This is a genomic window from Nocardia sp. CA-128927 (genome assembly GCF_050955855.1).
Classification (GTDB): domain Bacteria; phylum Actinomycetota; class Actinomycetes; order Mycobacteriales; family Mycobacteriaceae; genus Nocardia.
This window is the reverse complement of the sequence record NZ_CP192087.1, coordinates 9931283-9954440: the sequence shown is the minus strand read 5'-3', so window position 1 is coordinate 9954440 and position 23158 is coordinate 9931283. Positions and strand designations below refer to the sequence as shown.

The 23158-nt window shown below is 68.3% G+C and carries 22 protein-coding genes; 9 read left to right on the top strand and 13 right to left on the bottom strand.

Features of this window, described 5'->3' with window-relative positions:
- Positions 1–25 precede the first annotated feature (25 nt).
- The 9 genes from ACQPW1_RS46190 to ACQPW1_RS46150 all read right to left on the bottom strand — a co-directional run bounded on the left by ACQPW1_RS46190 (position 26) and on the right by ACQPW1_RS46150 (position 10513).
- Positions 26–286, bottom strand: a complete 261-nt coding sequence (locus ACQPW1_RS46190) for a monovalent cation/H+ antiporter complex subunit F (protein ID WP_379284312.1) — start codon at positions 284–286, stop codon at positions 26–28.
- Positions 283–828 (bottom strand): Na+/H+ antiporter subunit E, encoded by a 546-nt coding sequence (locus ACQPW1_RS46185; RefSeq protein ID WP_433665539.1) that lies wholly within the window; start codon positions 826–828, stop codon positions 283–285. The genes ACQPW1_RS46190 and ACQPW1_RS46185 overlap by 4 nt, the downstream gene beginning before the upstream one ends.
- Positions 829–833: 5 nt before the next feature.
- Entirely contained in the window at positions 834–2414 is a 1581-nt protein-coding gene (locus ACQPW1_RS46180; protein WP_433665538.1) for a Na+/H+ antiporter subunit D, read from the bottom strand.
- 29 nt (positions 2415–2443) lie between these two features.
- On the bottom strand, positions 2444–2827 hold the full coding sequence (locus ACQPW1_RS46175; protein ID WP_433660105.1) for a Na(+)/H(+) antiporter subunit C: 384 nt from the start codon (positions 2825–2827) through the stop codon (positions 2444–2446).
- The gene (locus ACQPW1_RS46170) at positions 2824–5742 is read right to left on the bottom strand and encodes a Na+/H+ antiporter subunit A (protein WP_433660103.1); all 2919 of its coding nucleotides are present in this window, start codon (positions 5740–5742) and stop codon (positions 2824–2826) included. Before ACQPW1_RS46170 ends, ACQPW1_RS46175 begins: the two co-directional genes overlap by 4 nt.
- A 113-nt stretch (positions 5743–5855) precedes the next feature.
- Entirely contained in the window at positions 5856–7205 is a 1350-nt protein-coding gene (locus ACQPW1_RS46165; protein WP_433660101.1) for a hypothetical protein, read from the bottom strand.
- Positions 7206–7286: 81 nt separating this feature from the next.
- Positions 7287–9587 carry an AAA family ATPase gene (locus ACQPW1_RS46160; protein ID WP_433660099.1) on the bottom strand — a complete coding sequence of 767 codons (2301 nt, stop codon included), beginning with the start codon at positions 9585–9587 and terminating at the stop codon, positions 7287–7289.
- A gap of 49 nt (positions 9588–9636) precedes the next feature.
- Positions 9637–10077, bottom strand: coding sequence for a hypothetical protein (locus ACQPW1_RS46155; protein ID WP_433660097.1), 441 nt, complete (start codon positions 10075–10077; stop codon positions 9637–9639).
- An 82-nt stretch (positions 10078–10159) separates the two neighbouring features.
- A complete protein-coding gene (locus tag ACQPW1_RS46150) occupies positions 10160–10513 on the bottom strand; it encodes a UBP-type zinc finger domain-containing protein (protein WP_433660096.1) in 354 nt (117 codons plus the stop codon).
- Positions 10514–10603: 90 nt separating this feature from the next.
- Here ACQPW1_RS46150 and ACQPW1_RS46145 point away from each other — a divergent pair, with 90 nt between their 5' ends.
- Complete coding sequence (locus ACQPW1_RS46145) at positions 10604–11752, top strand: RNA-guided endonuclease InsQ/TnpB family protein (RefSeq protein WP_433660095.1); 1149 nt, start codon at positions 10604–10606, stop codon at positions 11750–11752.
- A 38-nt stretch (positions 11753–11790) separates the two neighbouring features.
- Here ACQPW1_RS46145 and ACQPW1_RS46140 read toward each other — a convergent pair whose 3' ends face one another.
- From ACQPW1_RS46140 to ACQPW1_RS46130, 3 genes are all read right to left on the bottom strand, one after another.
- The gene (locus tag ACQPW1_RS46140) at positions 11791–13302 is read right to left on the bottom strand and encodes an ATP-binding protein (RefSeq protein ID WP_433660093.1); all 1512 of its coding nucleotides are present in this window, start codon (positions 13300–13302) and stop codon (positions 11791–11793) included.
- 15 nt (positions 13303–13317) lie between these two features.
- Complete coding sequence (locus ACQPW1_RS46135) at positions 13318–14985, bottom strand: FAD-dependent oxidoreductase (protein ID WP_433660092.1); 1668 nt, start codon at positions 14983–14985, stop codon at positions 13318–13320.
- 67 nt (positions 14986–15052) lie between these two features.
- Positions 15053–15217 (bottom strand): hypothetical protein, encoded by a 165-nt coding sequence (locus ACQPW1_RS46130; RefSeq protein ID WP_433660090.1) that lies wholly within the window; start codon positions 15215–15217, stop codon positions 15053–15055.
- Between the two features lie 206 nt (positions 15218–15423).
- On the opposite strand from ACQPW1_RS46130, the gene ACQPW1_RS46125 reads away from it, so the two are divergent.
- Together ACQPW1_RS46125 and ACQPW1_RS46120 are read left to right on the top strand one after the other, a co-directional pair.
- Positions 15424–15879, top strand: coding sequence for an SRPBCC family protein (locus tag ACQPW1_RS46125; protein ID WP_433660088.1), 456 nt, complete (start codon positions 15424–15426; stop codon positions 15877–15879).
- A gap of 51 nt (positions 15880–15930) precedes the next feature.
- Positions 15931–16647, top strand: a complete 717-nt coding sequence (locus tag ACQPW1_RS46120) for an SIMPL domain-containing protein (protein WP_433660087.1) — start codon at positions 15931–15933, stop codon at positions 16645–16647.
- Between the two features lie 16 nt (positions 16648–16663).
- Here the strand turns inward: ACQPW1_RS46120 and ACQPW1_RS46115 are convergent, their stop codons facing one another.
- On the bottom strand, positions 16664–17701 hold the full coding sequence (locus ACQPW1_RS46115; protein ID WP_433660085.1) for a beta-ketoacyl-ACP synthase III: 1038 nt from the start codon (positions 17699–17701) through the stop codon (positions 16664–16666).
- A gap of 261 nt (positions 17702–17962) precedes the next feature.
- On the opposite strand from ACQPW1_RS46115, the gene ACQPW1_RS46110 reads away from it, so the two are divergent.
- The 6 genes from ACQPW1_RS46110 to ACQPW1_RS46085 all read left to right on the top strand — a co-directional run bounded on the left by ACQPW1_RS46110 (position 17963) and on the right by ACQPW1_RS46085 (position 23126).
- Entirely contained in the window at positions 17963–18235 is a 273-nt protein-coding gene (locus ACQPW1_RS46110) for a GlsB/YeaQ/YmgE family stress response membrane protein (protein ID WP_433660083.1), read from the top strand.
- 99 nt (positions 18236–18334) lie between these two features.
- Positions 18335–19069: a phosphatidylserine decarboxylase gene (locus ACQPW1_RS46105; RefSeq protein ID WP_433660081.1), complete on the top strand. Its 735-nt coding sequence runs from the start codon at positions 18335–18337 to the stop codon at positions 19067–19069.
- Positions 19069–19971, top strand: coding sequence for a CDP-alcohol phosphatidyltransferase family protein (locus ACQPW1_RS46100; protein WP_433660079.1), 903 nt, complete (start codon positions 19069–19071; stop codon positions 19969–19971). The genes ACQPW1_RS46105 and ACQPW1_RS46100 overlap by 1 nt, the downstream gene beginning before the upstream one ends.
- Positions 19972–20034: 63 nt before the next feature.
- On the top strand, positions 20035–21114 hold the full coding sequence (locus ACQPW1_RS46095; protein ID WP_433660078.1) for an RNA polymerase sigma-70 factor: 1080 nt from the start codon (positions 20035–20037) through the stop codon (positions 21112–21114).
- A gap of 99 nt (positions 21115–21213) precedes the next feature.
- Entirely contained in the window at positions 21214–22302 is a 1089-nt protein-coding gene (locus tag ACQPW1_RS46090; protein WP_433660076.1) for an NAD(P)/FAD-dependent oxidoreductase, read from the top strand.
- 98 nt (positions 22303–22400) lie between these two features.
- Positions 22401–23126, top strand: a complete 726-nt coding sequence (locus tag ACQPW1_RS46085) for a Clp protease N-terminal domain-containing protein (protein WP_433660074.1) — start codon at positions 22401–22403, stop codon at positions 23124–23126.
- The last annotated feature ends 32 nt before the right edge of the window (positions 23127–23158 follow it).

Below are 23158 nucleotides of genomic sequence, written 5' to 3'. Positions count from 1 at the left end.
ACCGGTCGGCTGAGCGGAATTGGGTTCACTGTTCGTCCTTCACGCGGAAGCGGGTGACGGCGGCCGAGCCGAGGAAGCCGACCAGGGCCAGCGCGATGATCGCCGGGATGATCGTGGTGTCCTCGCTGTAGGCGGCCCAGACGGCCAGGCCGGAGGCGGCGATCGCCATCAGCGAGTCGATGCCGACGATCCGGTCCAGGGTGCTCGGCCCGGCGAGAATGCGGTAGCTGGTGATCACGGCGGCGGCCGTCAGCAACACTCCCGCGATGATGGCGACAACGGTCACGGCTCCACCTCCGGGGGTCTGGTCGGAGTCGACCGCCATTCGGAATGGCGCTCGAACGAGGAGATGAGCAACTTCTCCAGGCGCCGGGTCGTCCGGTAGAACTTGTCCACTGCCGCGTCGCTGCTCACGTCGAGTACGTGCACGTAGACGACGCAGCGCCGCCGATCGATCTCCAGCACCATGGTGCCCGGGATCAGGTTCAGCAGGTCGGTGCACAGCACCAGCACCAGATCGGACTTGGTACTCAGGTAGACGCGCAGCACTCCGGAGACCGGCGGCGGCGCGGGCCGGATCGCGAACCACGCCACCTGCAGGCTGGATTCGATCGCGTAATACGAAGCCACAACGATCAATTCGAGCATCGACAGCGGATGCAGCCGCCCGTTCACCGGCACCCGGGGCAACGGCAGAGCCACCATGATCAACGCACCGACCGCCACCCCCGCCAGCAGATTGGCAACGCTGAGGTCCCCCCACAGCGCGATCCAGACCACGGTGAGCCAGCTCAGCACGCCGATCCGCACGACGGACTCGCGACTCACCCCCCTCATCGGGGATCTCCTTGCCCGGCGGGCGAATTACCAAGCACCGCAGTGATATACACGCCGGGATCACGCAGATCCTCGGCCGCCCGGTCGGCGATGCGCAGGATCGGTCCCGCCAGCACCGTCAGGCTGAGCCCGACCGCCACCAACGCGGCCGTCGAGCCGACCATCAGCAGCGGCATCCGGCCGGGATGCGTGCGCTCGTCGTAGAGCACGTCCGTCGAATCCTCGATCAGCGAAGGAGTTCTCGCTGCGGTGAGATGCCCCTCGGGTGCTTCCACCCGCGGCCGCCAGAACGCCTTGCTCCACACCCGCGCGATGGCATACAGCGTGAGCAGGCTGGTCAGCACCGAGCCTGCCACCAGTGTCCAGGCCAGCACGCTGCCGTCCTCTGCGCCCGCCTGCAACAGCGCGACCTTGCCGATGAACCCCGAGAACGGCGGAATACCACCGAGATTCAGCGCGGGAATCAGGAACAGCACGGCCAGCAGCGGACTCGCCGTGGCCAGGCCGCCGAGCCTGCGCAGCGAGGTCGAGCCCGCCTGCCGCTCGATCAGGCCGACCACCAGGAACAGCGCGGTCTGCACCAGAATGTGGTGCGCCACATAGAAAACCGCACCGGCCAGCCCCGCCGTGCTGGCCAGCCCGACGCCGAAGATCATGTACCCGATGTGACTGACCAGGGTGAAAGACAGCAGTCGCCGGATATCGCTCTGCGCGATCGCGCCGAAGATGCCGACCAGCATGGTGAGCAACCCGCACACCAGCAGAATCGAATCGAACTCTCCGCCGGGGAACAGCAGCGAGTGCGTCCGGATGATCGCGTACACACCGACTTTGGTGAGCAAACCGGCGAACACCGCGGTCACCGGCGCGGGCGCGGTGGGGTAGGAGTCGGGCAGCCAGTTCGACAGCGGGAACACCGCCGCCTTGATGCCGAACGCGACGAGCAGCACCGCGTAGATGGCCGTGCGGGTGCCCTCCGGTACCGCGCCGATCCGCTGGGCCAGCTGCGCCAGGTTCAACGTGCCGGTGGCCGCGTAGGTCATGCCGATGCCGGTCAGGAAGATGAGCGACGCCAGCATCGACACCATCACATACGACACACCCGCCCGGATCCGTTCCTCGGTGCCGCCGACGGTCAGCAGCACGAACGACGCGGCGAGCAGGATCTCGAAGCCGACGAACAGGTTGAACAGGTCACCGGCCAGGAACGCGGCCGAAACCCCGCCGGTCAATACCAGATACGTGGGCCGGTAGATCGAGGTCGGCTGCCGTTCGTCGCCGTCGCGAATGTTCTGTCCCGAACCGTAGAGCGCGACGGCGAGCAGCACGATCGACGAGACGAGCAGCATTCCCGCGGACAGCCGGTCCGCCACCAGGGTGATGCCGATCGGCGTCTCCCAGTTGCCGACCTGCAGCGCGGTGGTGCCGTCGCGGTCGGCCAGATACAACAGCAACCCGCAGATGACGACCACAGCGGTGAGCGCGCTGAGCATGATGGTGCGCTGGGTCCGTGGCCTGCGCCCGAAGACCAGGGTGCCCGCGGCCGCGAGCAGCGGCACCAGCACGGGCAGCGGCATGAGGATCGGCAGCAGGCCGGGGGAGAGGTTCAATCTTCCGGGTCCTCTCGCTCGCGCCTGCGGGCGACATCGACGTCTTCCTGGTCGTTCTCGACATCGTCGGTGGTGGTGATCGTGTAGGAGCGGTAGGCGAGGGCGAGCACGAAGGCCGCGAGACCCATGGTGATCACGATCGCGGTGAGCACCATCGCCTGCGCGAGCGGGTCGGCGGTGTCGCGGTGCGTGGTGTCGGTCTGGCCCTGGATCGGCGCCCGGCCGTCCGGGCCGGCCAGGGTGATGATCAGCAGGTTCACGGCGTTGCCGAACAGGATCATGCCGAGCAGCATCTTCGACACCGCGCGCTCCAGGATCAGATACACGCCGCAGGCGACCAGGATGCCGATGACGATCAGCAGCGTCAGATTGGCGGTCACTTGACGGAACCTCCTGTCGCCGTGCTGGTTTCGCTCGCGGCGAGTTCGCTGTCCAGTCGCGCGCCGAGGCTGCGCAGCACATCGAGCACCAGGCCCACGACGATCAGATAGACGCCGAGATCGAAGAACAGTGCGGTGACCAGTTTGATGTGGCCGAGCAGCGGCAGCGTCACCTCGAAGATCGCCGAGGACAGCGGCGGGACGCCGAAAAACAGTGAGCTGACCGCGGTTCCGGCGGCCAAGGTCAATCCGGCCCCGAGCAGATGACCCGCGTCGACCGGCAGCGCCTCGCCGAGTTCGTAACGGCCACCGGCGAGATAACGGAGCGTCAGCGCGAGTCCGGCGGTGAGCCCGCCCGCGAAACCGCCGCCGGGCGCGTTGTGACCGGAGAAGAAGAAGTACACCGACAGCACCATGATGGTCGGGAACACCAGCCGGGTGGTGATCTGCATGACCATCGAGCGGTCTGCGCGATCGACCAGTCGTCCGGCGGGCAGCCAGCTCACCAGGTCCGGGTCGTAGTTCGGTGAGTCGACGGCGCGCGGGGCGCTGCCGAAGCGGCGGCTGCGGAACACCAGCGAGGCGACGCCGGTCGCCGCGACCACCAGCACCGAGATCTCGCCGAGGGTGTCCCAGGCGCGGACGTCGACGAGCAGCACGTTGACGGCGTTCTTGCCGCCGCCGAATTGGTATGCGGCGTCGGGGATTCGGTGCCAGATCGGTTCGGCCGTGCGTGCTGCCTCGGCGAACGCGCCGAGCGCAGTAACGGCGGCGCCGACCAGTGCGGCCAACACCGCCCGGCGTGCCTTGAACGGGGTGGCCCGGCCCGCCTCGATCTCCGCCGGGAAGGCGCGCAGCACCAGCACGAAGATCACCAAAGTCAGTGTCTCGACCAGGAATTGGGTCAGCGCCAGATCGGGTGCGCCGTGCAGCGCGAAGATCACGCCGCAGCCGTAGCCGGTGACCCCGACGACGAGCACGCTGGCCAGCCGGTTGCGCAACACCGTCGCGCCCAGCGCCATCGCGACCATGATCCCGCCGATCACCGCCTGCAACGGCGAATCCCACAGGCGCAGTTCGACTCCGGTGCGGGTGCCGATGGCGAGCAGCACGCTCGGCAGGATGATCAGCGTGCCGAGGATCGTCGCCTGACTCAGCGGCAGCGACCCGCGCTGCACCGCGCCGGTCATTCGCAGCGACAGCCGATCCATGCCGCGCAGGGTCGCGTCGTAGGCCCGGTCGGCGTTGCCGAGCCGCGGCCGGGTGGGATCCCGGAGCCGGTCGCGCAGCTGGAACAGTGTCACACCGCCCGCGATGACCAGGACGGTCAGTGCCAGCGGGACCGTAAAGCCGTGCCACAGCGACAGATAGGACAGCAGATCCTCGGAAAATGTTTCGGCATAGGGGCTCAGCAGGCGGTTCGTGCCCGGTGCCGCCAGACCCGCGGCCAGGCTCGCCACCGCCAGCACCGCGGGCGCGCCCAGGAACAACGCCCCTGGCGCATGCCAGCCGCCGTCCTTGCCGTCGCCCGAATCCCCTGTCGGCTCAGCACTTTCGGTGGCGTAGTCGGAGACCCGCCGAACCCGATGCGCGCCGTGCGCCGTCGGCCGCGCGACCCCCGGCTTGTCCGCGAAAGCGCCCCAGACGAAGCGAATGCTGTAGCCGACGGTCAGCATCGACCCGAGCACCACACCGACCGCGAGCAGCACCCGCGCGGGCCCGGCGAGGGTGTCCGCGTCCAGGATCGCGGCGAGCGCGCTCTCCTTGCCGACGAACCCGACCAGCGGCGGAATCCCGGCCATGCTCAACGCGGCGAGTATCGCGATGCCGCACAACACCGGAGCCCGGCGGCCGAGCCCGGACAGCCGCCGCAGATCTCGCGTGCCCGCCCCGTGATCGATGATCCCGACGACCATGAACAGGCACGCCTTGAACAGCGCGTGCGCCACGATCATCGCCACCCCGGCCAGCGCCGCCTCGGGCGTACCGATGCCGACCAGCACGATCAGGAAGCCCAGCTGGCTCACCGTGCCGAAGGCCAGCACCAGCTTCAGATCGACCACCTCGAGCGACCGCAGCCCGGCGAGCAGCATCGACGCCACCCCGAGGGTCAGCACGAGCGGATGCCAGACCGGGTTCTCCGCGAACACCGGCGCCAGCCGCGCCACCAGGTACACACCGGCCTTCACCATGGCCGCGGCGTGCAGATACGCGCTGACCGGCGTCGGCGCCGCCATCGCGCCGGGCAGCCAGAAGTGCAGCGGCACCACGGCGGACTTGCTCAGCGCGCCGATCAGGATCAACACCACCGCGACATTCACCGCGAGCCCGTCCGGCGGATGCGCGCGCGCCAGCAGATCGGACAGCAGGTAACTGTGGTTGGTCTCGCCGAGGATGATCAGCCCGACCAGCATTGCCAGCCCGCCCGCGGCGGTGACCAGCAGCGCCTGGATAGCCGCGCGCCGACTGTTCGCCTGCTCGGCATTGTGGCCGACGAGCAGGAACGACAGTACCGTCGTCACTTCCCAGAAAACGAACAGCAACAGCATGTTGTCGCTGGTCACCAGGCCGAACATGGCACCGGCGAAGCCAACCATCTCGGCCGCGAACACCCCGAGCCGCGGCTCGTCGTCCTCGAAGTATCTGGCGCAGTAGCAGAGCACCAGCGCGCCGATGCCGAGCACCAGCGCGGACATGATCGCGGCGAGCGAGTCGAACCGCAGATCGATGTTCATCTCGATGCTCGGCGCCCACTCCACCCGAACCCGCTGTGTGCTACCCCAATTCGCGATGACCCAGACCAGGCCGCCGAGCGGGACCAGGGCAAGCACGTAGAAAGCGTTGCGTCCCAGCGCCCTTACCCACAGCGGTGCGACCAACGCGGCTGCGGCGAGGGCGAGCAGGATTGCGAGCAAACTGCACTCCGTCGGGTAGGGGCGGCGGGGTGGTGCGGGGACAATCTTACGTGGCGCCTGGGGATTTCCGTGTCCTCGTCGAGTATGGCGTCGGGTACATGGCGGCGATGGGGCTATATGTCCGCTAACGCTTCGTCGGCCGACGGGTCGGTCGATTGCGGTCGGGCGCGCGGTCGGAAGTGGTGCAACACGGCCAGGCCGACCGCGCTGCCGAGCACGATCGCCAGTGCGGCCCGGCCGGGCGTCGTGTCGTGTGCCGCGCCGTCGGGCAGATGCCAGCTCTTGCTGTCATCCGGCAGCACGGAGATGACCGTCGGTAGATAGAGGGCGGCGATCGCCAGTACGCCGCTCGGCGCGAACTGCGGCCGGGCGGCGGCACAGCAGTAGCCCGCGGTGAGCGCGAGCACCGCGCTACCGGCCGAGAAGAGGATCCAGTTCGTATCCGGGGGTGTGAGGATAGCGAAGACGGCGATCCCGGCGAGCAACGCGACGGCCAACGGCACCGAGGGCCGCCGCGCACCGGCGTACAGGCCGACGGCGGTCAGCGTGAGCAGCACCCAGACGCTCCAGCCGGGCCGGGCGGCGTACCCGAAGGCGTCCGCGACCGCGGTCAAACTGACCGCGAGATAGACGCCGTATCCGTCGCGGCCGGGCAGCAGCATGGCCGCCGCGGTCGCGGCGAACACCGTGGCGGCGGCGGTGAACCCGATATCGACGGCGTGGTTGAGGGCTGGCGCGTTGGTGTATTGCCGTTGCAGCCATTCGGTGACCGCGAGGATCACCAGGGCGAGCACCATCGCCGCGAGGATCGGCGCCACCGGCAGCTCGATCGACAGCCGCGCGGGCTCGGGCGCACCGGCTTTGGACCGATTCCGCAGCGCGCTGAGGACGAGCAGCACCATCGCCAAGCTGATCAGCCAGCTCGGCGGCGTCTCCAGCACGTCGAACGGGTCGTCATCGATGTCGAGGAAGTCCGCGAGGTCGCTGAACACGAAGAACCCGGCGCCGCCGAGCGCGAACCCCCCGGCGAGCGGCGGCTTGCGCAGCGCCGCGACACCGAGCCCGCCGAGCAGGATCCCGGCGCACACCGCGTCGACGTAGTTCTGCGTGGTGAGCATGTCGGCGGACGAAACATGGCGTCCGGCAATGTGATTGACCAGCTGCGCGATGGTGCCGAGCAGCGCGACCAGCCACGCGGTCGCCGGGCGGAAGGCGGTGCCGACCAGCACCGCGACCGCGACGGCGACGATCACCCCGATGGCCGCGCCGCGCGGCACGCTGTCCCACAGGTTGGTGATCTGATACGGCGTGCTCTGCCGGATCGAGGAGAAGGTGACCGGCAGGAACAGCGTCACACCCGCGACCGCGGCTCCGAAGAAGACCGTGACCGCGTCGAACGCATCGCCCATCCGCCGCACGTGCCGAACATACCTGCGCGCGACCTGGGATTCTGTGATTGCCATCACTTCGCCGGGGCATGTCGAAATGGGCGAAATGCGAGAAAGCTGCGGTTTACAGTGAGTTTGCCGTCTGGTCGGCAATCGTTAGAGATAGCGGCCTTCGCTGCCCGTCGGCTGGCCCCGCGTCTCCGCATACCGGCGCAGCGACTCCACTTGGAGCGCGTCCAGTGACGGCCGGACCGTCGCCCGCGCCGCCGCCACATCCGCCGCGGTGACGTCCGCGGCGTCGAGGTCGCGGCGCATCGCGGTGAGCGCGGCCTCGCGCAGCAGCGCGGCGCAGTCCGCCGCGGAGTATCCGTCGAGCTTGCGAGCCAGGGCGGCGAGGTCGACGTCGCGGGCCAGCGGCACCGAGCGTCCCGCGGTCCGCAGGATCTCCAGCCGGGCCGCACCGTCCGGCGGCGGCACGAAGACCAGTCGCTCCAACCGGCCAGGTCGCAGCAGCGCGGGGTCGATCAGTTCCGGCCGGTTCGTCGCGCCGAGCACCACTACATCGCGCAGCGGCTCCACCCCGTCGAGCTCGGTGAGCAGCGCGGCGACCACCCGGTCGCCGACGCCGGAATCGCCGCTCTGGCCGCGCCGCGGGGCCAGCGCGTCCACCTCGTCGAGGAAGATCAGCGACGGCGCGGAATCGCGTGCGCGCTGGAACAATTCGCGCACCGCGCGCTCGGAGGAGCCGACCCACTTGTCCATCAGCTCGGCGCCCTTCACCGTGTGCACGCTGAGCTGGCCGGTGCTGGCCAGCGCGCGCACCAGGAAGGTCTTGCCGCAGCCGGGCGGGCCGTAGAGCAGCACGCCGCGCGGTGGGTCGATGCCGAGCCGGGCGAACGAATCCGGGTGGCGCAGTGGCCATAACACCGTTTCGGTCAGCGCCTGCTTGGTCTCCACCATGTCGCCGACCTCGTCCAGGGTGAGGCTGCCGATGGCGAGCTCGTCCATGCCCGAACGCGACAGTGGCCGAATCACTTTCAGCGCGCCGAGCAGATCCGATTGGGCCAGTTGCGGTTCGGAGCGCTCCCTGCTGGCCCGCGACGCGGCCCGCAGCGCCGCCTCTCGGCACAGCGCGGCCAGGTCGGAGACCACGAATCCGGGTGTGCGCGCGGCGATCTCGTCGAGTTTCAGCTCAGCCGTCGGGACCCGGCGCAGCAACTGCTCCAGCAGCGACTTGCGCACCGGGGCGGTCGGTAGCGCGAGGGCGAGTTCGCGGTCGCACAGGTCGGGCGCGCGCAGCCGGGGATCGATCCCGGCGGGGTGCGCCGTGGTGGCGAGGAAGGCGACGCACGGCTCGGCGACCGCGGCACGCAGCTGATCGAGGATGAGCGTGGCCACCGGTTCGGCCTGCGCGGGCAGCAGCGCGTCGATGTCGGTGATCAGCAGGATGCCGCCCTGTCCCGAACAGACGTCGGCGACCGCCTCGGCCACCTCGCGCAGCCGGGTGCCGCTCTCCGCGGCGCCGACCGTCGGGCCGTCCAGCTCGACCATGCGGCGCGGTGCGGTGACGGCGCGGGCCAGGGTGGCCTTGCCGACACCGGCCGGGCCGGTGATCAAGACCCCGAGACGTGGCGTGGCGCCGAGGGTTTTGAGCAGTTCGGGCTCGTCGAGGGCGAGGCTGAGCCACTCGGCGAGCTTGGTCGCCTGACTGTGCGCGCCCGCCAGATCCTTGACGGTGATCAGCGGATCGGTATCCCGGACGGCCGCGCTCCTGCCGTTCGCTGCGCCGTGCGAGCCCGCCGCGCCCTCGAACGCGGCCGCCTCGGTCGCGCCGCGGGAGGCCTCGCCCGCTGGGATCGGGGTTCCGGCTAACGCCCGGTCGGCGGCGTCCCTGGCCGCCACCACCCCGGCACCCCAGACGACCGCGGTGTTCGGCTGCACGCTGACCGGGCCGCGCAGATCGGTGGCGGTGACGGTGAGCAGCTCGGTGGTCCAGGCGATGCCGAAGGTGCGCGAAAGTGCTTGGGAGGCAGCGGCGGAACTGATATCCGGGCCGAGATCGCGCGGCAGCAGCGAGACCGTGTCGCCGATCGTCACCACCTTGCCGAGCAGCGCCTGACGCAGCGTCGCCGCCGGGATGGTGCGGGTGGCGTGCACCGAGCCGCTCACCGAGATCTGCTTGGCGCCATAGACGGTCACCGGCGCGACGACCACCGTCGCGTCCTCCCGCAAACCCGCGTTGGACAGCGTCACGTCGTCCAGCAGGGCGACCCCGGCCGGGGTGTCCGCCGGGGCCACCCCGACCACCGCCGCGGTGCGGCGCGCGCCGACCAGCGCGATGCCGTCCCATTCGCGCAGCCCGAGCGCGGTCAGCGCCTCCGGATGCAGCCGCACCACGCCCCGGCGTGCGTCGGCCGCGGACGGGTTCAAGCGAGCGGTGAGCGCGAGTTCTGCCACCGTGCCATTCTGCCGCGCCGAAGCACGCTCGTGGCCTGGGATGCTGCCGCTACTTGTTCTTGGGGACGATCCCGGCGGCCTGCGCGACCGGGGTATCGGCGACGCTGCCGGACAGGCAGACCAGCTTCGCGGTGCCGAGCGCGACATTCGGGCTGCCCGCGAACGTGCTGTCCGGGTTGGCCGCGAGGATCTGCTCGATCACGACCTTCTCCGCCTCGGTGTCGAGTTTCTTGAACTCGCCGCAGGTGGTCTTGACCGGATCACCGGACGCGGGGGTGCCCGGCTGCTCGGCGGTCGGCGCACTGCCCGGTGTGCCGGTGCTCGGCGCGGCCGCCGGGGACGACGGCTTGACCGCCGAGGTCGCGCTCGTGGTCGAGTCGCCCTTGCGCAGGCCGTTCGCGTCGGCGGAATCGTTCCCGGACTGGCCGCAGCCTGCCAGCAGCAAAGCCACCGTCCCGGTGACCAGGACGATGGCGGAAGTTCGCTTCATACCGTGCTTTCCCCGGTGGATAAGGTCGATTAGCGCCGGAGCCCCCGGCACGTCCGGTGCAGCGTACCGGGTGCGCGGGGTTTCAGTGGATGTGTGCCTGCCAGTCCGCGGGCACCCGGTTGCGCGGGCCCGGCGCGCCCTGGTCGGCCGGGTGGCTGGTCGGCGGGGCGAGTTCCGGTCCGTCGCCGTACATCTCCTCGGTCACGAAGTTGAAGTACCAGTCCTCGCCCGGTTCGAAGCTCTGAATGAACGGGTGGCCGGTGTCTTTCGCGTGCTTGCCTGCGTGCTGTTCCGGGGAGGAGTCACAGCAGCCGATGTGACCGCACTGCGCACAGCGGCGCAGATGCACCCACCACCCCTGGGCGGCTTCACATTCCACACAGCCGGTACCGCTCGGCGGCACCGCGACGTCTATACCCTCGAGCTCCTGTGTCATCTGATGTTTAGCGCGGATACCCCCTCGTTTACGAAGGGGTGGATGCGCTGTCCTCCATTCGGTGTCGGTGGTGCGGGCTAGGTTGTGGACATGGATGAGCTGGTGCGGTACAGCTTTCGTTTGCGGCCGGGCCGTACTGCGGAATCGGCTTTGCTGGCGGAGTGGGATCGCTGCCGGTTCCTGTGGAATGAGGCTGTCCATCAGCAGAAGTCGGGCCGCACTCCGACTTTCGGCATGTTGAGCAGGCTCCTGACTCAGGCCCGTTCCGAGAACATGTGGTTGCGGGAGGGATCGCAGGTCGCGCAACAGCAGACGTTGCGGACCTACTCGCAAGCGCTGACTCAGTCGTTCACGGTCAAGGGTCGGGGTCGGCCGGTGTTCAAGGCGCGCAAGAGGGCTCGGGTGTCGTTGGAGTACACGCGCCGTGGATTCAGTATCGGTGATGGGCGGCTGGTGCTGGCCAAGGGCATCAGTGTCCCGGTGGTGTGGTCGCGGGAGTTGCCGTCCGAGCCGAGCAGCGTGCGGATCACTCGGGATTCGCTGGGACATTGGTATGGGTCGTTTGTCGTTCGTCGCGCCGTCGAACCCGCTGCCGTGGCTGAGTGCGGCATCGGCGTCGACTGGGGTGTGCGTACTACTGCCACGACGACCGACCCTGCGTTCGATCTGCCGTATCTGGGGCACCGAGCCCGCTGCGCGGCGGAACTGGCTCGGGCGCACCGCACCATGGCCAGGCGCAGTAAGCGTGGTCGGCAGTCGGGTGGGTATCAGCGGGCCGCGCGGGTGGCGGCGAAGCTGTATATGAAGGCGGCTCGGCAAACCCAACACGATTCGCGGGTCTGGGCGAAAAGTGTTGTCGATCATCATGATGTGATCGCGGTGGAGGACTTCCAGCCGAGGTTTCTGGCGAAGTCCACCATGGCTCGCAAAGCGGCCGATGCGGCGATCGGTGCGGCGAAGCGGGAGTTGGTCGAGCGTGGTGTGCGGGCCGGCCGGAGGGTGGTGTTGGTGCGGCCCGCTCATACGAGCATGACGTGTTCGAGTTGCTTCGCGAGAGCCAAGCAGCGACTCGAACTCGGGGAACGAACCTTCCGGTGCCACGACTGCGGGTACACCGCCTGTCGGGATCGGAACGCCGCCAGGGTGATTCTGGCTGTGGCAGAGCGCCGCCACACACGTGTCGAGGACGTCAGACAATCGGATCACCTCCTTCGGGCGGTTGGTTCGGTTGCGGTCTGAGCGTGAAATCTCCTGCCTTCAGTCAGGCAGGGGAAGCGTTAACGTTGACCTCCTGAAGTGGTTTCCGGTTCGACCTGATTCTGCTCCGCCGGATCTTCGGGCGTGCGGTTCAGTGGCAGCCACACGGTGAATCTGGTGTTGCCCGGCTCGGAATCGACCTGGATGTCGCCGTCGTGCTTGTTCACCACGATCCGGAACGAGATGTCCAGACCTAGGCCGGTGCCCTCACCCATCGGCTTGGTGGTGAAGAAGGGTTCGAAGATCCGGCTGCGCAACTCTTCCGGAATGCCGGGGCCGGTGTCGCCGATTTCGATGACGGCACAGTCGTTTTCGTGCCTGGTGCGGACGCTCAGTGTGCCCTGTCCGGCCATCGCGTAGACCGCGTTGTCGATCAGGTTGGTCCACACCTGGTTCAATTCCGCTGCGTAGCAAGGCACCTGGGGCAGCGAGCGGTCGTATTCCTTGACCACCTCGACGCCGTCGCCGATCTTGCGGCTGAGCATCACCAGCGTGCTGTCCAGCAGATCGTGGATGTCCACCACCTGGAACGGCGCGCGGTCCATCTGCGAATACTGTTTGGCCGCATTGACCAGTGACGAGATGCGCGTGGTGGAGTCGGCGATCTCGTTCATCATCAGCTCGGTCTCGATGGTGTAGTTCAGCCAGCGGATCGCGCCCTCGAACACCTTCTCCGTGGAGCCTTCGAGGGTGGCGGACACCCGCTCCAGCCAGTCGACGTCGAACCCGGCCTGGACGAAGTTCGGCGCGAGGCTCCAGCCGTCGATGATGTTGCGCTCCGCCAGCCACTCGCCGAGCACGTCCTCGCGATCGGCGGCCTCCATCGGCGTCAGCTCCGGCGCCTTGGCCACCTGGGCCGCGGCTTCCTCCTGCAAACGCACCAGCGCGCCGAGCGAGGCGGTGTCGAACTTGCCGTCGGCCATCATGGCCAGCTTGTGCCGCATGCCCGCGACCCGTTCGCGCAGGCCGGAGGTGGCCCGCACCGCGGCGGCCGCCGGGTTGTTCAGCTCGTGCGTCAGGCCCGCCGACAAGGAGCCGAGGGCGAGCAGCCGCTCGCGTTGACCGACCCGCGCGTTGGCGTTGCGGTTGCCGAAGAACACGCCCTCCAGCAGGTGCACCGCCATCGGGAACCATTCGTTCATCATCTGGGCGAAGGTGTCGGCGTCGAGCACGAAGAACCGCGACGGCCGCGTCACCTTCAGCGACCCGTTGTAGGTCTGGTCGACCTTGTCACCGATGTAGGCCATCCAGGCGCCCGAGTAGGCGCCGTGGTGCGAGGTGCGGACCAGCTCGATCTCGGTGCCGCCGGACAGCTTGGTCAGTACGACCTCGCCCTCTATCAGCACGTAGAAGCAGGTGGCCGGTTCGCCCTCGCGGAAGACCAGGCCTGGCTCGATGGTTTCGATCCGCCCGTCCCGGCACAGCCAGTCCAGCTGTTCGTCGTTCAACTTCTCGAACAGGAACAGGGTGCGCAATTCCGCTGGGTCGCAGACCATTCGGCTGCTGCGGTCCGCGTTTTCCGTTGAATTCATTTGCCAGCCTCCTGTTTAGGCTAGGTACCGGTGCACGAGCATGACCGCCATCGCACCCTCACCGACCGCCGATGCGACGCGCTTGGCGGAATCGGCGTGTACGTCGCCCGCCACGAAAACGCCGGGCACGTTTGTTTCCAAATGGTGTGGCGGACGGGGCAATTCCCAGCCCGCGGGCCGCGCGCCGTCGACGATCAGATCGGGCCCGGCCAGCACGTAACCGGCTTGGTCGCGCTTGATCATGCCGTCGAGCCACTCGGTCTGCGGTGCGGCGCCGATGAACAGGAACAGCCGTTCGGCCTCTGCCTTTTCCTCGTTGCCGGTCTCGTTGTTGCGCAACACGATCTGTTGCAGGTGCTCGTCACCGTCGGCGGCGATCACTTCGGTATTGGTGTGCACCTTGATATTCGGCAGTTGCGCGATCTGCTGGACCAGGTAGTGCGACATCGAGTTGTCCAGCGAGCCGGACCGCACGACCAGATGGACCGTTTTCGCGTTGCGCGACAAGAACACCGCCGCCTGGCCCGCCGAATTCGCGCCGCCGACAATGTAGACGTCGCGGTCGGCGCATTCGGAGGCTTCGGTCATCGCCGAGCCGTAATACACACCGCGCCCGGTGAAGTCGTCGACGCCGCGGGCCGGGTGCCTGCGATAGTCGACGCCGGTCGCGATGATCACCGTGTGCGCGCAGAGCTTGCCGCCGTCGGCGAAGCGCACCGTGCGCGCGGAACCGTTCACCTCCAGCGCGACCACCTCGCGGGTGGTGATCACCTCGGCGCCGAACTTCGCGGCCTGCCGCCGCGCCCGATCGGCCAGCTGGCCGCCGGACACCCCGTCGGGGAAGCCGAGGTAGTTCTCGATGCGCGAACTCTGCCCGGCCTGTCCGCCGGTGGCGGTGCGCTCGACCAGCACCGTGCGCAGGCCTTCGGAGGCGCCGTACACCGCGGCGCCGAGACCGGCGGGTCCGCCGCCGACCACGATCAGGTCGTAGAAGTCGCCGGTCGCGTTGACGGTGAGCCCGACGTTCTGCGCGAGCTCGTTGTCCGACGGCTGCACCAGGGTGTCACCGGCCGCGGTGATCACCACCGGACAGCGCTCGGGGTCGGCGCCCGCGGCCTCCAGCAGTCGCGCGCCCTCCGGCTCGTCGGCCAGGTACCAGCGGTAGGGCAGTTGGTTGCGGGCCAGGAACTCGCGCACCTCCGAGGAACGCGGCGACCAGCGGTTGCCGACCACCTTGGTCTCGGTGACCGGCCGATGCTCGCTGCTGCGCCAGGCGTCGAGCAGGCCGTCCAGTACCGGGTACAGCTTCTCCTCCGGCGGGTCCCACGGCTTGAGCAGGTAGTGGTCCAGGTCGACCACGTTGATCGCGCTGATCGCGGCGCTGGTGTCGGCGTAGGCGGTGAGCAGTACGCGGCGCGCGAACGGGTGCAGGTCCATCGCCTGCTCCAAGAATTCGATGCCGTCCATGCCCGGCATCCGGTAGTCGGCGATCAAGACGGCGACCGGCTGGCCGCGCAATTTCATCTCACGCAGCGCATCGAGCGCTTGGGCGCCCGATTCCGCGCGCAGAATCCGGTATTCGGCGCCATAGCGGCGCCGCAGGTCGCGCACGACCGCTCGGGAAACACCCGGATCGTCGTCGACGCTCAGGATGGCCGGTTTCGTGGCAGCGGGTGAAGTCACCTAACGAGTATGAATCGTCGGTGCAAACTGTGTCGTCGGTGTTTCACTCGAGGCGGACAGGTCGGTGTCACAGCATGTGATGCCGGATCAGGTCGAGTTCGTTGGGCGTAAGCAGCCGCTCGAGTTTCTCGGCGGTGGCGCCGCGGGTGAGCGGGCCGCCGTCGGACTCGTCGGCGGGCAGCAGCGGAACATGTTCCGCGTGCCGGCGGTGTAAGAGGGAGCGCAGGTTCACAGCCGATCACCTCACGTTGGACGGAAGATATCTGGAGGCAGTGTCTTTGCTTCTTCTATCCGGCATTGTGCGCTGGCCATTACCAAGATCGATGGACAACATGCGGAATGTGACCCAACTGTCTTCCCGATTAAAATGTGCATGACTCATCAAGCGCGCTCGGCCGGACATCTGTCGGTTCGTTCGCACCTATCCCGGAGGCAGCGTTGCCGAAGAATCTCGAAGCCGTCATCGATATCTCCGCCCCGCCGGACCAGGTGTGGGCGGTGGTCTCGGATCTGAAGCGGATGCCCGAGTTCAGCCCGCAGTGCGTGCGAATGCTGCCGCTCGGCACGCCGAAGGCCGGTACCTGGGTGCTCAACCTGAACACCGACGGCAAGAAATACTGGCCGACCACCGCGCGCATCGTGCGGTACGAGCCGAACCAGGCGTTCGCCTTCAAGATCAACGAGAACCGCTCGATCTGGAGCTACACGCTGGAGCCGACCGAGACCGGCACCCGGCTGATCGAGCGCCGCGACGTCCCCAACGGCACCAGCTGGTTCTCCCGCAAGTCGATCGACGCCGCGCTCGGCGGCGAGGCGCCGTTCGAGGAGCTGCTGGTGCGCGGCATGAACGAGACGCTCGGCAAGATCAAGACCGTGGTCGAGGCCCGCGGCTAGTTCGGCGTGTTCGCGCTCGGCGGGCCGCGTTCGGTGCGTAAGTTGCCGAGTATGCGACGAATGACCCGCTGGTCCACGGTGGTTACCGCACTCGCGGCGACCACCGCGCTGGTTACCGGCTGCGGCACCTCCGATTCGGATCCCGAGCGCGAAGTCACCGTGGTCGGCAGCGGCCAGGTGCGCGGCGCCCCGGACATCCTGAACGCCGACATCGGCGTCGAGGTGACCGCCGACAACGTCTCGGCCGCGATCACCCGCGCCAACGACCGGGCCAAGACGATGACCGACGCCATCGTCGGCGCGGGTGCCACCAAGGAGGACATCCGCACCACCGACGTCTCGATCCAGCCCCAGTACGCGGGCGGCACCGACGGCGGCAACGCCGTCATCGGCTACCGCGCGAGCAACTCGGTGCGGGTCGTCGTGCGGAATCTGAGCAAGGCGTCCGCCGTGCTGGACAGCGCGATCAAGGCGGGCGGCAACGAAACCAGGCTGCGCTCGGTGTCTTTCGCGATTGACGACAACTCGCAGCTGCTCGCCGACGCGCGGGCGCGCGCGTTCGCCGACGCTAAGGCCCGCGCGGAGCAGTACGCGGTGCTCGCCGGGGTGAAACTGACGAAGGTCATCACCATCACCGAGGCGAACAGCAGTGGCGGCGACGACAACTCCAAGCTGTCCGCGCGAGACGCGGCACCGCAGTCGGTGCCGCTGGAACCGGGCACCCAGACGGTGACCTTCACCGTGAAGGTCACCTGGGGGCTCGGCTGAATCGGCGCGAGGCCGACTACACCGTGAGCGCGAACTTGGGCAACGTCACGACCTGCGCCGCATAGGACAGCCCCGCGCCGAACGCGATGAGCAGCGCGGTGTCACCCGGCTTGGACTCGCCCTTGCGCAGCATCGCCTCCATGGCCAGCGGGATCGACGCGGCCGACGTGTTGCCGGTCTCCTCGATGTCGTTGGCCAGCGCGCAGTTCTCCGGCAGCTTCAGCACCCGCGCCATGATCTCGATGATCCGGCCGTTGGCCTGGTGCGGAATCATCGCGTCCAGGTCGTCGGTGGACAGCCCGGCCCGGTCGATGGCGTCGCGGCACACCTTCTCCAGCGAGTGTGCGGCCCAACGGAATACCGCCGTGCCCTCCATCGCCAGGTAGGGACGCACCGCCTCGGTGCCCTTCTCCTCGATCTCGCGGAAGAACTCGACCCAGTCCTTGTCCTGCCGGATCGCGTGATGCTGGGTGCCGTCCGAACCCCACACCGTCGGCCCGATGCCTGGTTCGTCGGATGGGCCGACGATCACCGCGCCCGCGCCGTCGGCGAACAGGAAGGCGGTCGAGCGGTCCGTCGGGTTGATGGTGTCGGTCAGCTTCTCCACGCCGATCACCAGCACGTGTCCGGCGGTCCCGCAGCGGACCAGGTCCGACGCCAGCGCGAGCGCGTGGCAGAAGCCCGCGCAGCCTGCGGAGACGTCGAAGGCGGCCGAGCCGTTCATGCCGAGTTCGGTCGCGATCCGCGGTGCGGCGGCCGGGGTGAGCAGCAGATGGGTCGACGTCGCGACGATCACGCAATCGACCTGATCGACCGCGACCCCCGATGATTCGAGCGCTCCCTGCGCAGCGGCGACGCTCATGCTCTGGACGGTTTCCGATTCTCCGGCGAAGCGCCGGGTCTTGATCCCGGATCTCGTCTGGATCCACTCGTCGCTCGAGTTGATCGGACCCGCCACCTCGTCGTTGGTGACGACTCGAACCGGGCGGTATACGCCGAGCCCGAGGATCGCCGTGTGCTCTGCCCCGGTGGTCTGGGCGATTCGAGCAGCCATGTGCGTCTCCTATGTACCTGCGGCACCGCCGCCGGGTTGTCCCCGAACCTTCGAAATGGATCCCTCATCAGCCGCCACCTACGGAGCCGTAGACATGAGGCGCCCTCATATTAGCCCGAGAATCGGCGTTTCGCCGTGCGTATTCTCACAAACCCGGGGTATCCGCCGATTAGCATGCTGAATGCTCAGTCCAGCGTGCCCCAACTATGTGTCTGCCGTCTTTCCTCATTACGGACGGCGGGTGCGGATTGCGAGGACACCATGCTCGGTCTCGGGATTATCGGGTGGATCATCATCGGCGGTCTTGCCGGGTGGATCGCCAGCAAGATCATGAAGACGGACGGTCAGCAGGGCATCCTGCTGAACATCGTCGTTGGCATCGTCGGCGGCCTACTCGGTGGCTTCCTGCTGAATCTGTTCGGCGTCGACGTCAAGGGCGGCGGCCTCTGGTTCAGCTTCTTCACCTGCCTCGCCGGTGCGGTGATTCTGCTGTTCCTGGTCGGTCTGGTGACAGGACGTCGAGTCCGAAGCTGACACCGTGCCACAGGCTCCTTTCCCGTAAGGTGTGAACGCTTGCGCCGGTCCTATCGTTGACGGCGCGATCCGACTGCATCTAGCACGAAAGAGGAGCCTGTGGCCCGCCGTCCCACGCCGCCCGGCACGCCTGAACGCACCGGAGTCGGCCACGTCGCCGACCTGGTTCGCAACGCGATTCCCCCGCTGCATCCCGCGGGCCTGCCGTTTGTTGCCGCACCCCTGGCGGTCGCCGTCCTCGGCGGCAAGCGCAAGTGGGTGCGCCGGACCGGTCTGCTGGCCGCCGCCGCGTGTGCGACGTTCTTCCGCCACCCGAACCGGGTGCCGCCGAACCGGCCGGGCGTCGTTGTCGCGCCGGCCGACGGCGAGATCGCCCTCGTCGATACCGCTTCCCCGCCCGCCGAATTGGGCCTCGGCGACCAGCCGGTGCCCCGGGTGAGCATCTTCCTTTCCGTGCTCGACGTGCACGTGCAGCGCACGCCGGTGTCCGGCATCGTGCGCACCGTGCTGCATCAGCCGGGCCAGTTCCGCTCGGCGGATCTGCCCGAGGCCAGCTCGGTGAACGAGCGCAACACCATGGTGCTGGACACCCCGGCCGGACAGCAGGTGATCGTGGTGCAGATCGCGGGCCTGCTCGCGCGCCGCATCGTCTGCGACGCCCAGGTCGGCGACGTGCTGACGATCGGTGACACCTACGGGCTGATCCGCTTCGGCTCCCGGGTGGACACCTACTTCCCGGCGGGCACCGAGCTGCTCGTCGAACCGGGGCAGCGCACCATCGGCGGCGAAACCGTCCTGGCGGTGCTCGGGTCCAGCTCATCCGCGGCTTCATGATGGAGGCGGCAGCTCCGACCCAGCGACGGCGGCGCCGCTCCATCCGGTTGCTGCCGAGCGTGGTGACCATTCTGGCGTTGTGCTCCGGGCTGTCCGCGGTGAAGTTCGGCCTGGACAACCGCCTGGATATCGCGTTGGCGATGATCGGCGCCGCGGCCGTGCTGGACACCCTCGACGGTCGGCTGGCCCGAATGCTGGACGCCACCAGCAAGATCGGCGCGGAGCTCGATTCGCTCTCCGATGCGGTCTCCTTCGGCGTCGCGCCCGCCCTGGTGCTCTACGTGACGCTGCTGCACACCGAGACCGCGGGCTGGATCATCGCCCTGCTGTTCGCGGTGAGCCTGGTGCTGCGGCTGGCCAGGTTCAACACCCTGCTCGACGACGACACCCGGCCGGAATGGTCGCGCGAGTACTTCGTCGGGGTGCCCGCCCCGGCGGCGGCGCTCATCGCGATGACGCCCGTCGCGTTGTTCGTGCTGTTCGGTGACGGCTGGTGGGTCAACTTCTACGCGGTCGCCGCGTGGACCGTGCTCGCGGCGGCCCTGGCGGTCAGCACCGTGCCGACGCTGGCGATGAAGTCGGTGTCGGTGGCACCGCAGGCCGCGGCCGGGCTGCTGGTGCTCGTCGCGCTGGCCGCGGCGCTGCTGGTCACCTATCCGACCGTGTTGCTGCTGATCTTGGTCGCGCTGTACCTGTGCCACATCCCCTTCGCCTGGCATTCCCAGCGCTGGGTCGCCGCGCGCCCGGAGACCTGGACGCACAAGCCCGCCGAGCGCCGTGCGCAACGCCGGGCCCAGCGTCGGCCGGTGATCCGCCGCCCGGCCATCCGTGGCTCCACCGCCCGTCTGCGTTTGCGCAGGCCAGGCGGCAAACAGCGGGACACCAACGACCTGCCGCGCTGACGCTTGCTTCCTACTGGGATTTCTTAAGGTCTTGGAAAGCCTGGGCGAGAATGCTCTTGCAGCATGGGCACTCTGGCGGCGGTGGGTGGCTTCGGCTTCAGCAGATGGGATGTCGGCGGCTTCGGTGTCGCGCGATTCGGACTGAAGCGGCTGCTCGGTATCTCGGATTCCGCGCGGGGCGAACACGGTCGGTTACCCGCGCGGGCGAGCGGTACGGTCATATCCGGCGGGCGGGCGCGGAAGAAGGTAGCGATGGAGCCGGACGGGTTGAGCGTTTTCGTGACGCATCGTCCCCGGCTGTTCGCGCTCGCGTACCGGATGCTCGGCTCGGCCGGTGAAGCCGAGGACGCCGTGCAGGAGACCTACTTGCGCTGGGATGCCGCCGATCGCAGCAAAATCCGTTCCGCCGAGGCATGGCTGACCACCGTCCTGGTGAATCTGTGCCGCACCTGGCTGGTCTCGGCGCGAGCCCGCCGGGAGACCTACGTCGGGCCGTGGCTGCCCGAGCCGGTGTCCACCGAGCGCGGCGAGCTCGGCCCGCTGGAGACCGTCGAGGAACGCGAGCTGGTTTCGTTCGCGCTGCTCACCGCGCTGGAGCGATTGAGCCCGGTCGAGCGCGCCGTGTTCGTGCTGCGCGAGGCGTTCGGTTACGCCCATCGCGAGATCGCCGACATGCTCACCATCAGCGAGGCCAACTCGCAGCAGATCTACCGCCGGGCCGGGCTGCGCGCGCGGGAAGGCCGGGCGCGCTTCGACATTCCGTCCGAGTACGCGGGCGAGCTGATCAAGCGGTTCCTGAAGGCGGCGCGCACCGGGGACATCGAGTCGCTGGAACGGATGCTGACCGCCGACGTGGTCTCGATCGCGGACGGTGGTGGCCAGCTCAACGCGGCCCGGCGGCCGGTGGTCGGTGCGAAGAAGGTCGCGCGCTACGTGTCCGGGCTGTTCCGGTGGGAGGTCCCCGGTATGGAGATCCTCATCGAGGAGGTCAACGGCGCGCCCGCCGCGGTGGCTCGGGTGAACGAAATGCCGTTGGCGGTGGTCGCGGTGGAGCTGGTCGATGGCGCGGTGGCCACGCTGCGGCTGGTCGTCAATCCCGAGAAGCTGGTCTATTTCGCCAGGTCGGCGGGGTCTTCGAAGTAGGTCGCCGCAAGAGTGACGTGCGTCACGGCGCGTAACTGTCAGGGATGGTGGTGCTGTCCGGTCTGAAGGGTGTCGGCCGATCGAAAAGGAGCCACTCCCATGACTGGACAGCATCGGATCGTCGTCCTCGGCGCGGGATACGCGGGCCTGGCGGCAGCGGGCCGCCTCGCCAGCAAGGCCCGCGGGGCGGAAATCACCGTCGTGGACGCGCGCGACCACTTCGTCGAACGGGTACGGCTGCACCAACAGGCAGCCGGACAACGGATTTCGACATGGGATCTGCGGGAACTCTTGGAGAGCAAGAAGATCCATTTCGTCCGCGCCCGGGCGACGGAGATCGATACCGAGGGCAAGCGGGTATTGCTGCATACCGCAACGGCTCTCGACTACGACACCCTCGTATATGCACTGGGCAGCATCGCGGAATCGAACGGCGTCCCTGGTGTGGCAGAACATGCCTACTCGGTGTCGACGCCCGAGGACGCGGATCGCTTCAAGGCTCCAGCGGGTGCGATCGTTGTTGTCGGCGCCGGGGCGACCGGGATCGAGCTGGCCGCGGAACTGGCTGAGCAGCAACCCGATTCGCGTGTGCTGCTGCTCAGTCCGGAGGAGCCGGGTGCCTGGCTTTCCGCGCGGGCGCAGGCGCATATTCGCCGCGTGCTCGAGCGGCTCGGTGTCGAGATCCGCCCGGATGCCAAGGTGCTCGAGGTGACCGTGGATGGGGTGCGGCTGGCCGACGGCACGCTGATCGAGTGCGCCGCGACCGTGTGGACCGCAGGGTTCGCCGTGCCGGATCTGGCTGCGCGATCAGGCCTTTCAGTCGACGGGACCGGCCGCGTGCTGACCGACTCTTCGCTGCGGTCGATCTCGCATCCTGACGTCTACGCGGCAGGCGACAGCGCCGTGATCGCCGGTCCCGGCGGCCGGGAACTGCGGATGGCCTGCGCGACCGCGCTGCCCACCGGCAAGTACGCAGCCGATGCCGTTGTCGCGCGACTGCGTGGTGCGGAGCCGGAGGAGTTGCGATTCCGGTACATCTTCCAGTGCCTGAGTCTGGGTCGCCGTGATGGCGTGATCCAAGTACTGCACGCGGACGATTCGCCTGCGCGAACCGTGCTGACCGGCCGGACGGCGGCCTGGGTGAAGGAGCTGATCGTGCGTGGCGCGGGTTGGGTGGCGCGGCGCTGAATCACGTTGGCGCCCGGCGGCGGTGGCGTTACCGCACCGCCGTCCGGTTTCGTCAACTCAGGGTTGACGACGGCAAATCGTCAACCTATCGTTGACGCATGACGATTCCTTACCGCCTCGACGATCTGATCGACGGCATCAAGAAAGCTCGCCCCGACAACGTGCTCGACCAACTGTCCGACGCCGTGGTCACCGGCAATCACCTCGGTGAACTTGCCGATCACCTGATCGGCCACTTCGTCGACCAGGCCCGCCGGGCCGGCGCCTCGTGGACCGACATCGGCGCCAGCATGGGCGTCACCAAGCAGGCCGCGCAGAAGCGTTTCGTGCCGAAGGGGCCCGGCGATGTGAGCCAGGCCGCGATGGACCCCAACGCGGGCTTCGCCAGATTCACCGACCGGGCCCGGGCGGTCATCGTGGCGGCGCAGGAAGCCGCGCGCATGTCCGGAAACTCGGAGATCAGTACGTCGCACCTGGTGCTCGGTCTGTTGTCCGAACCCAACGGCATCGGCGCGAAAGAGATCCTCACCAGCGGCGTCACCCTGGAGGCCGTCCGTGCCGCCGCGGCGGCCGCGGTGCCCGCGGGCACCGGCGAGGTGCCGCCACTCATCCCCTTCGACCCGGAGGCCAAGAAGGTGCTCGAGCTGACCTTCCGCGAGGCGCTTCGCCTGGGCCACAACTACGTCGGCACCGAGCACCTCCTGCTCGCCCTGCTCGAGCAGGAGAACGGCGCGGGTCTGCTCACCGGGCTCGGCATGGACAAGGCGAAGACCGAAGCCCACATCGTCGAACTGCTCTCCGCGTTCATCGCCGACAAGCCGTGAGACGCGGGTGGGCGTCGACGGCAGGGGAGGTG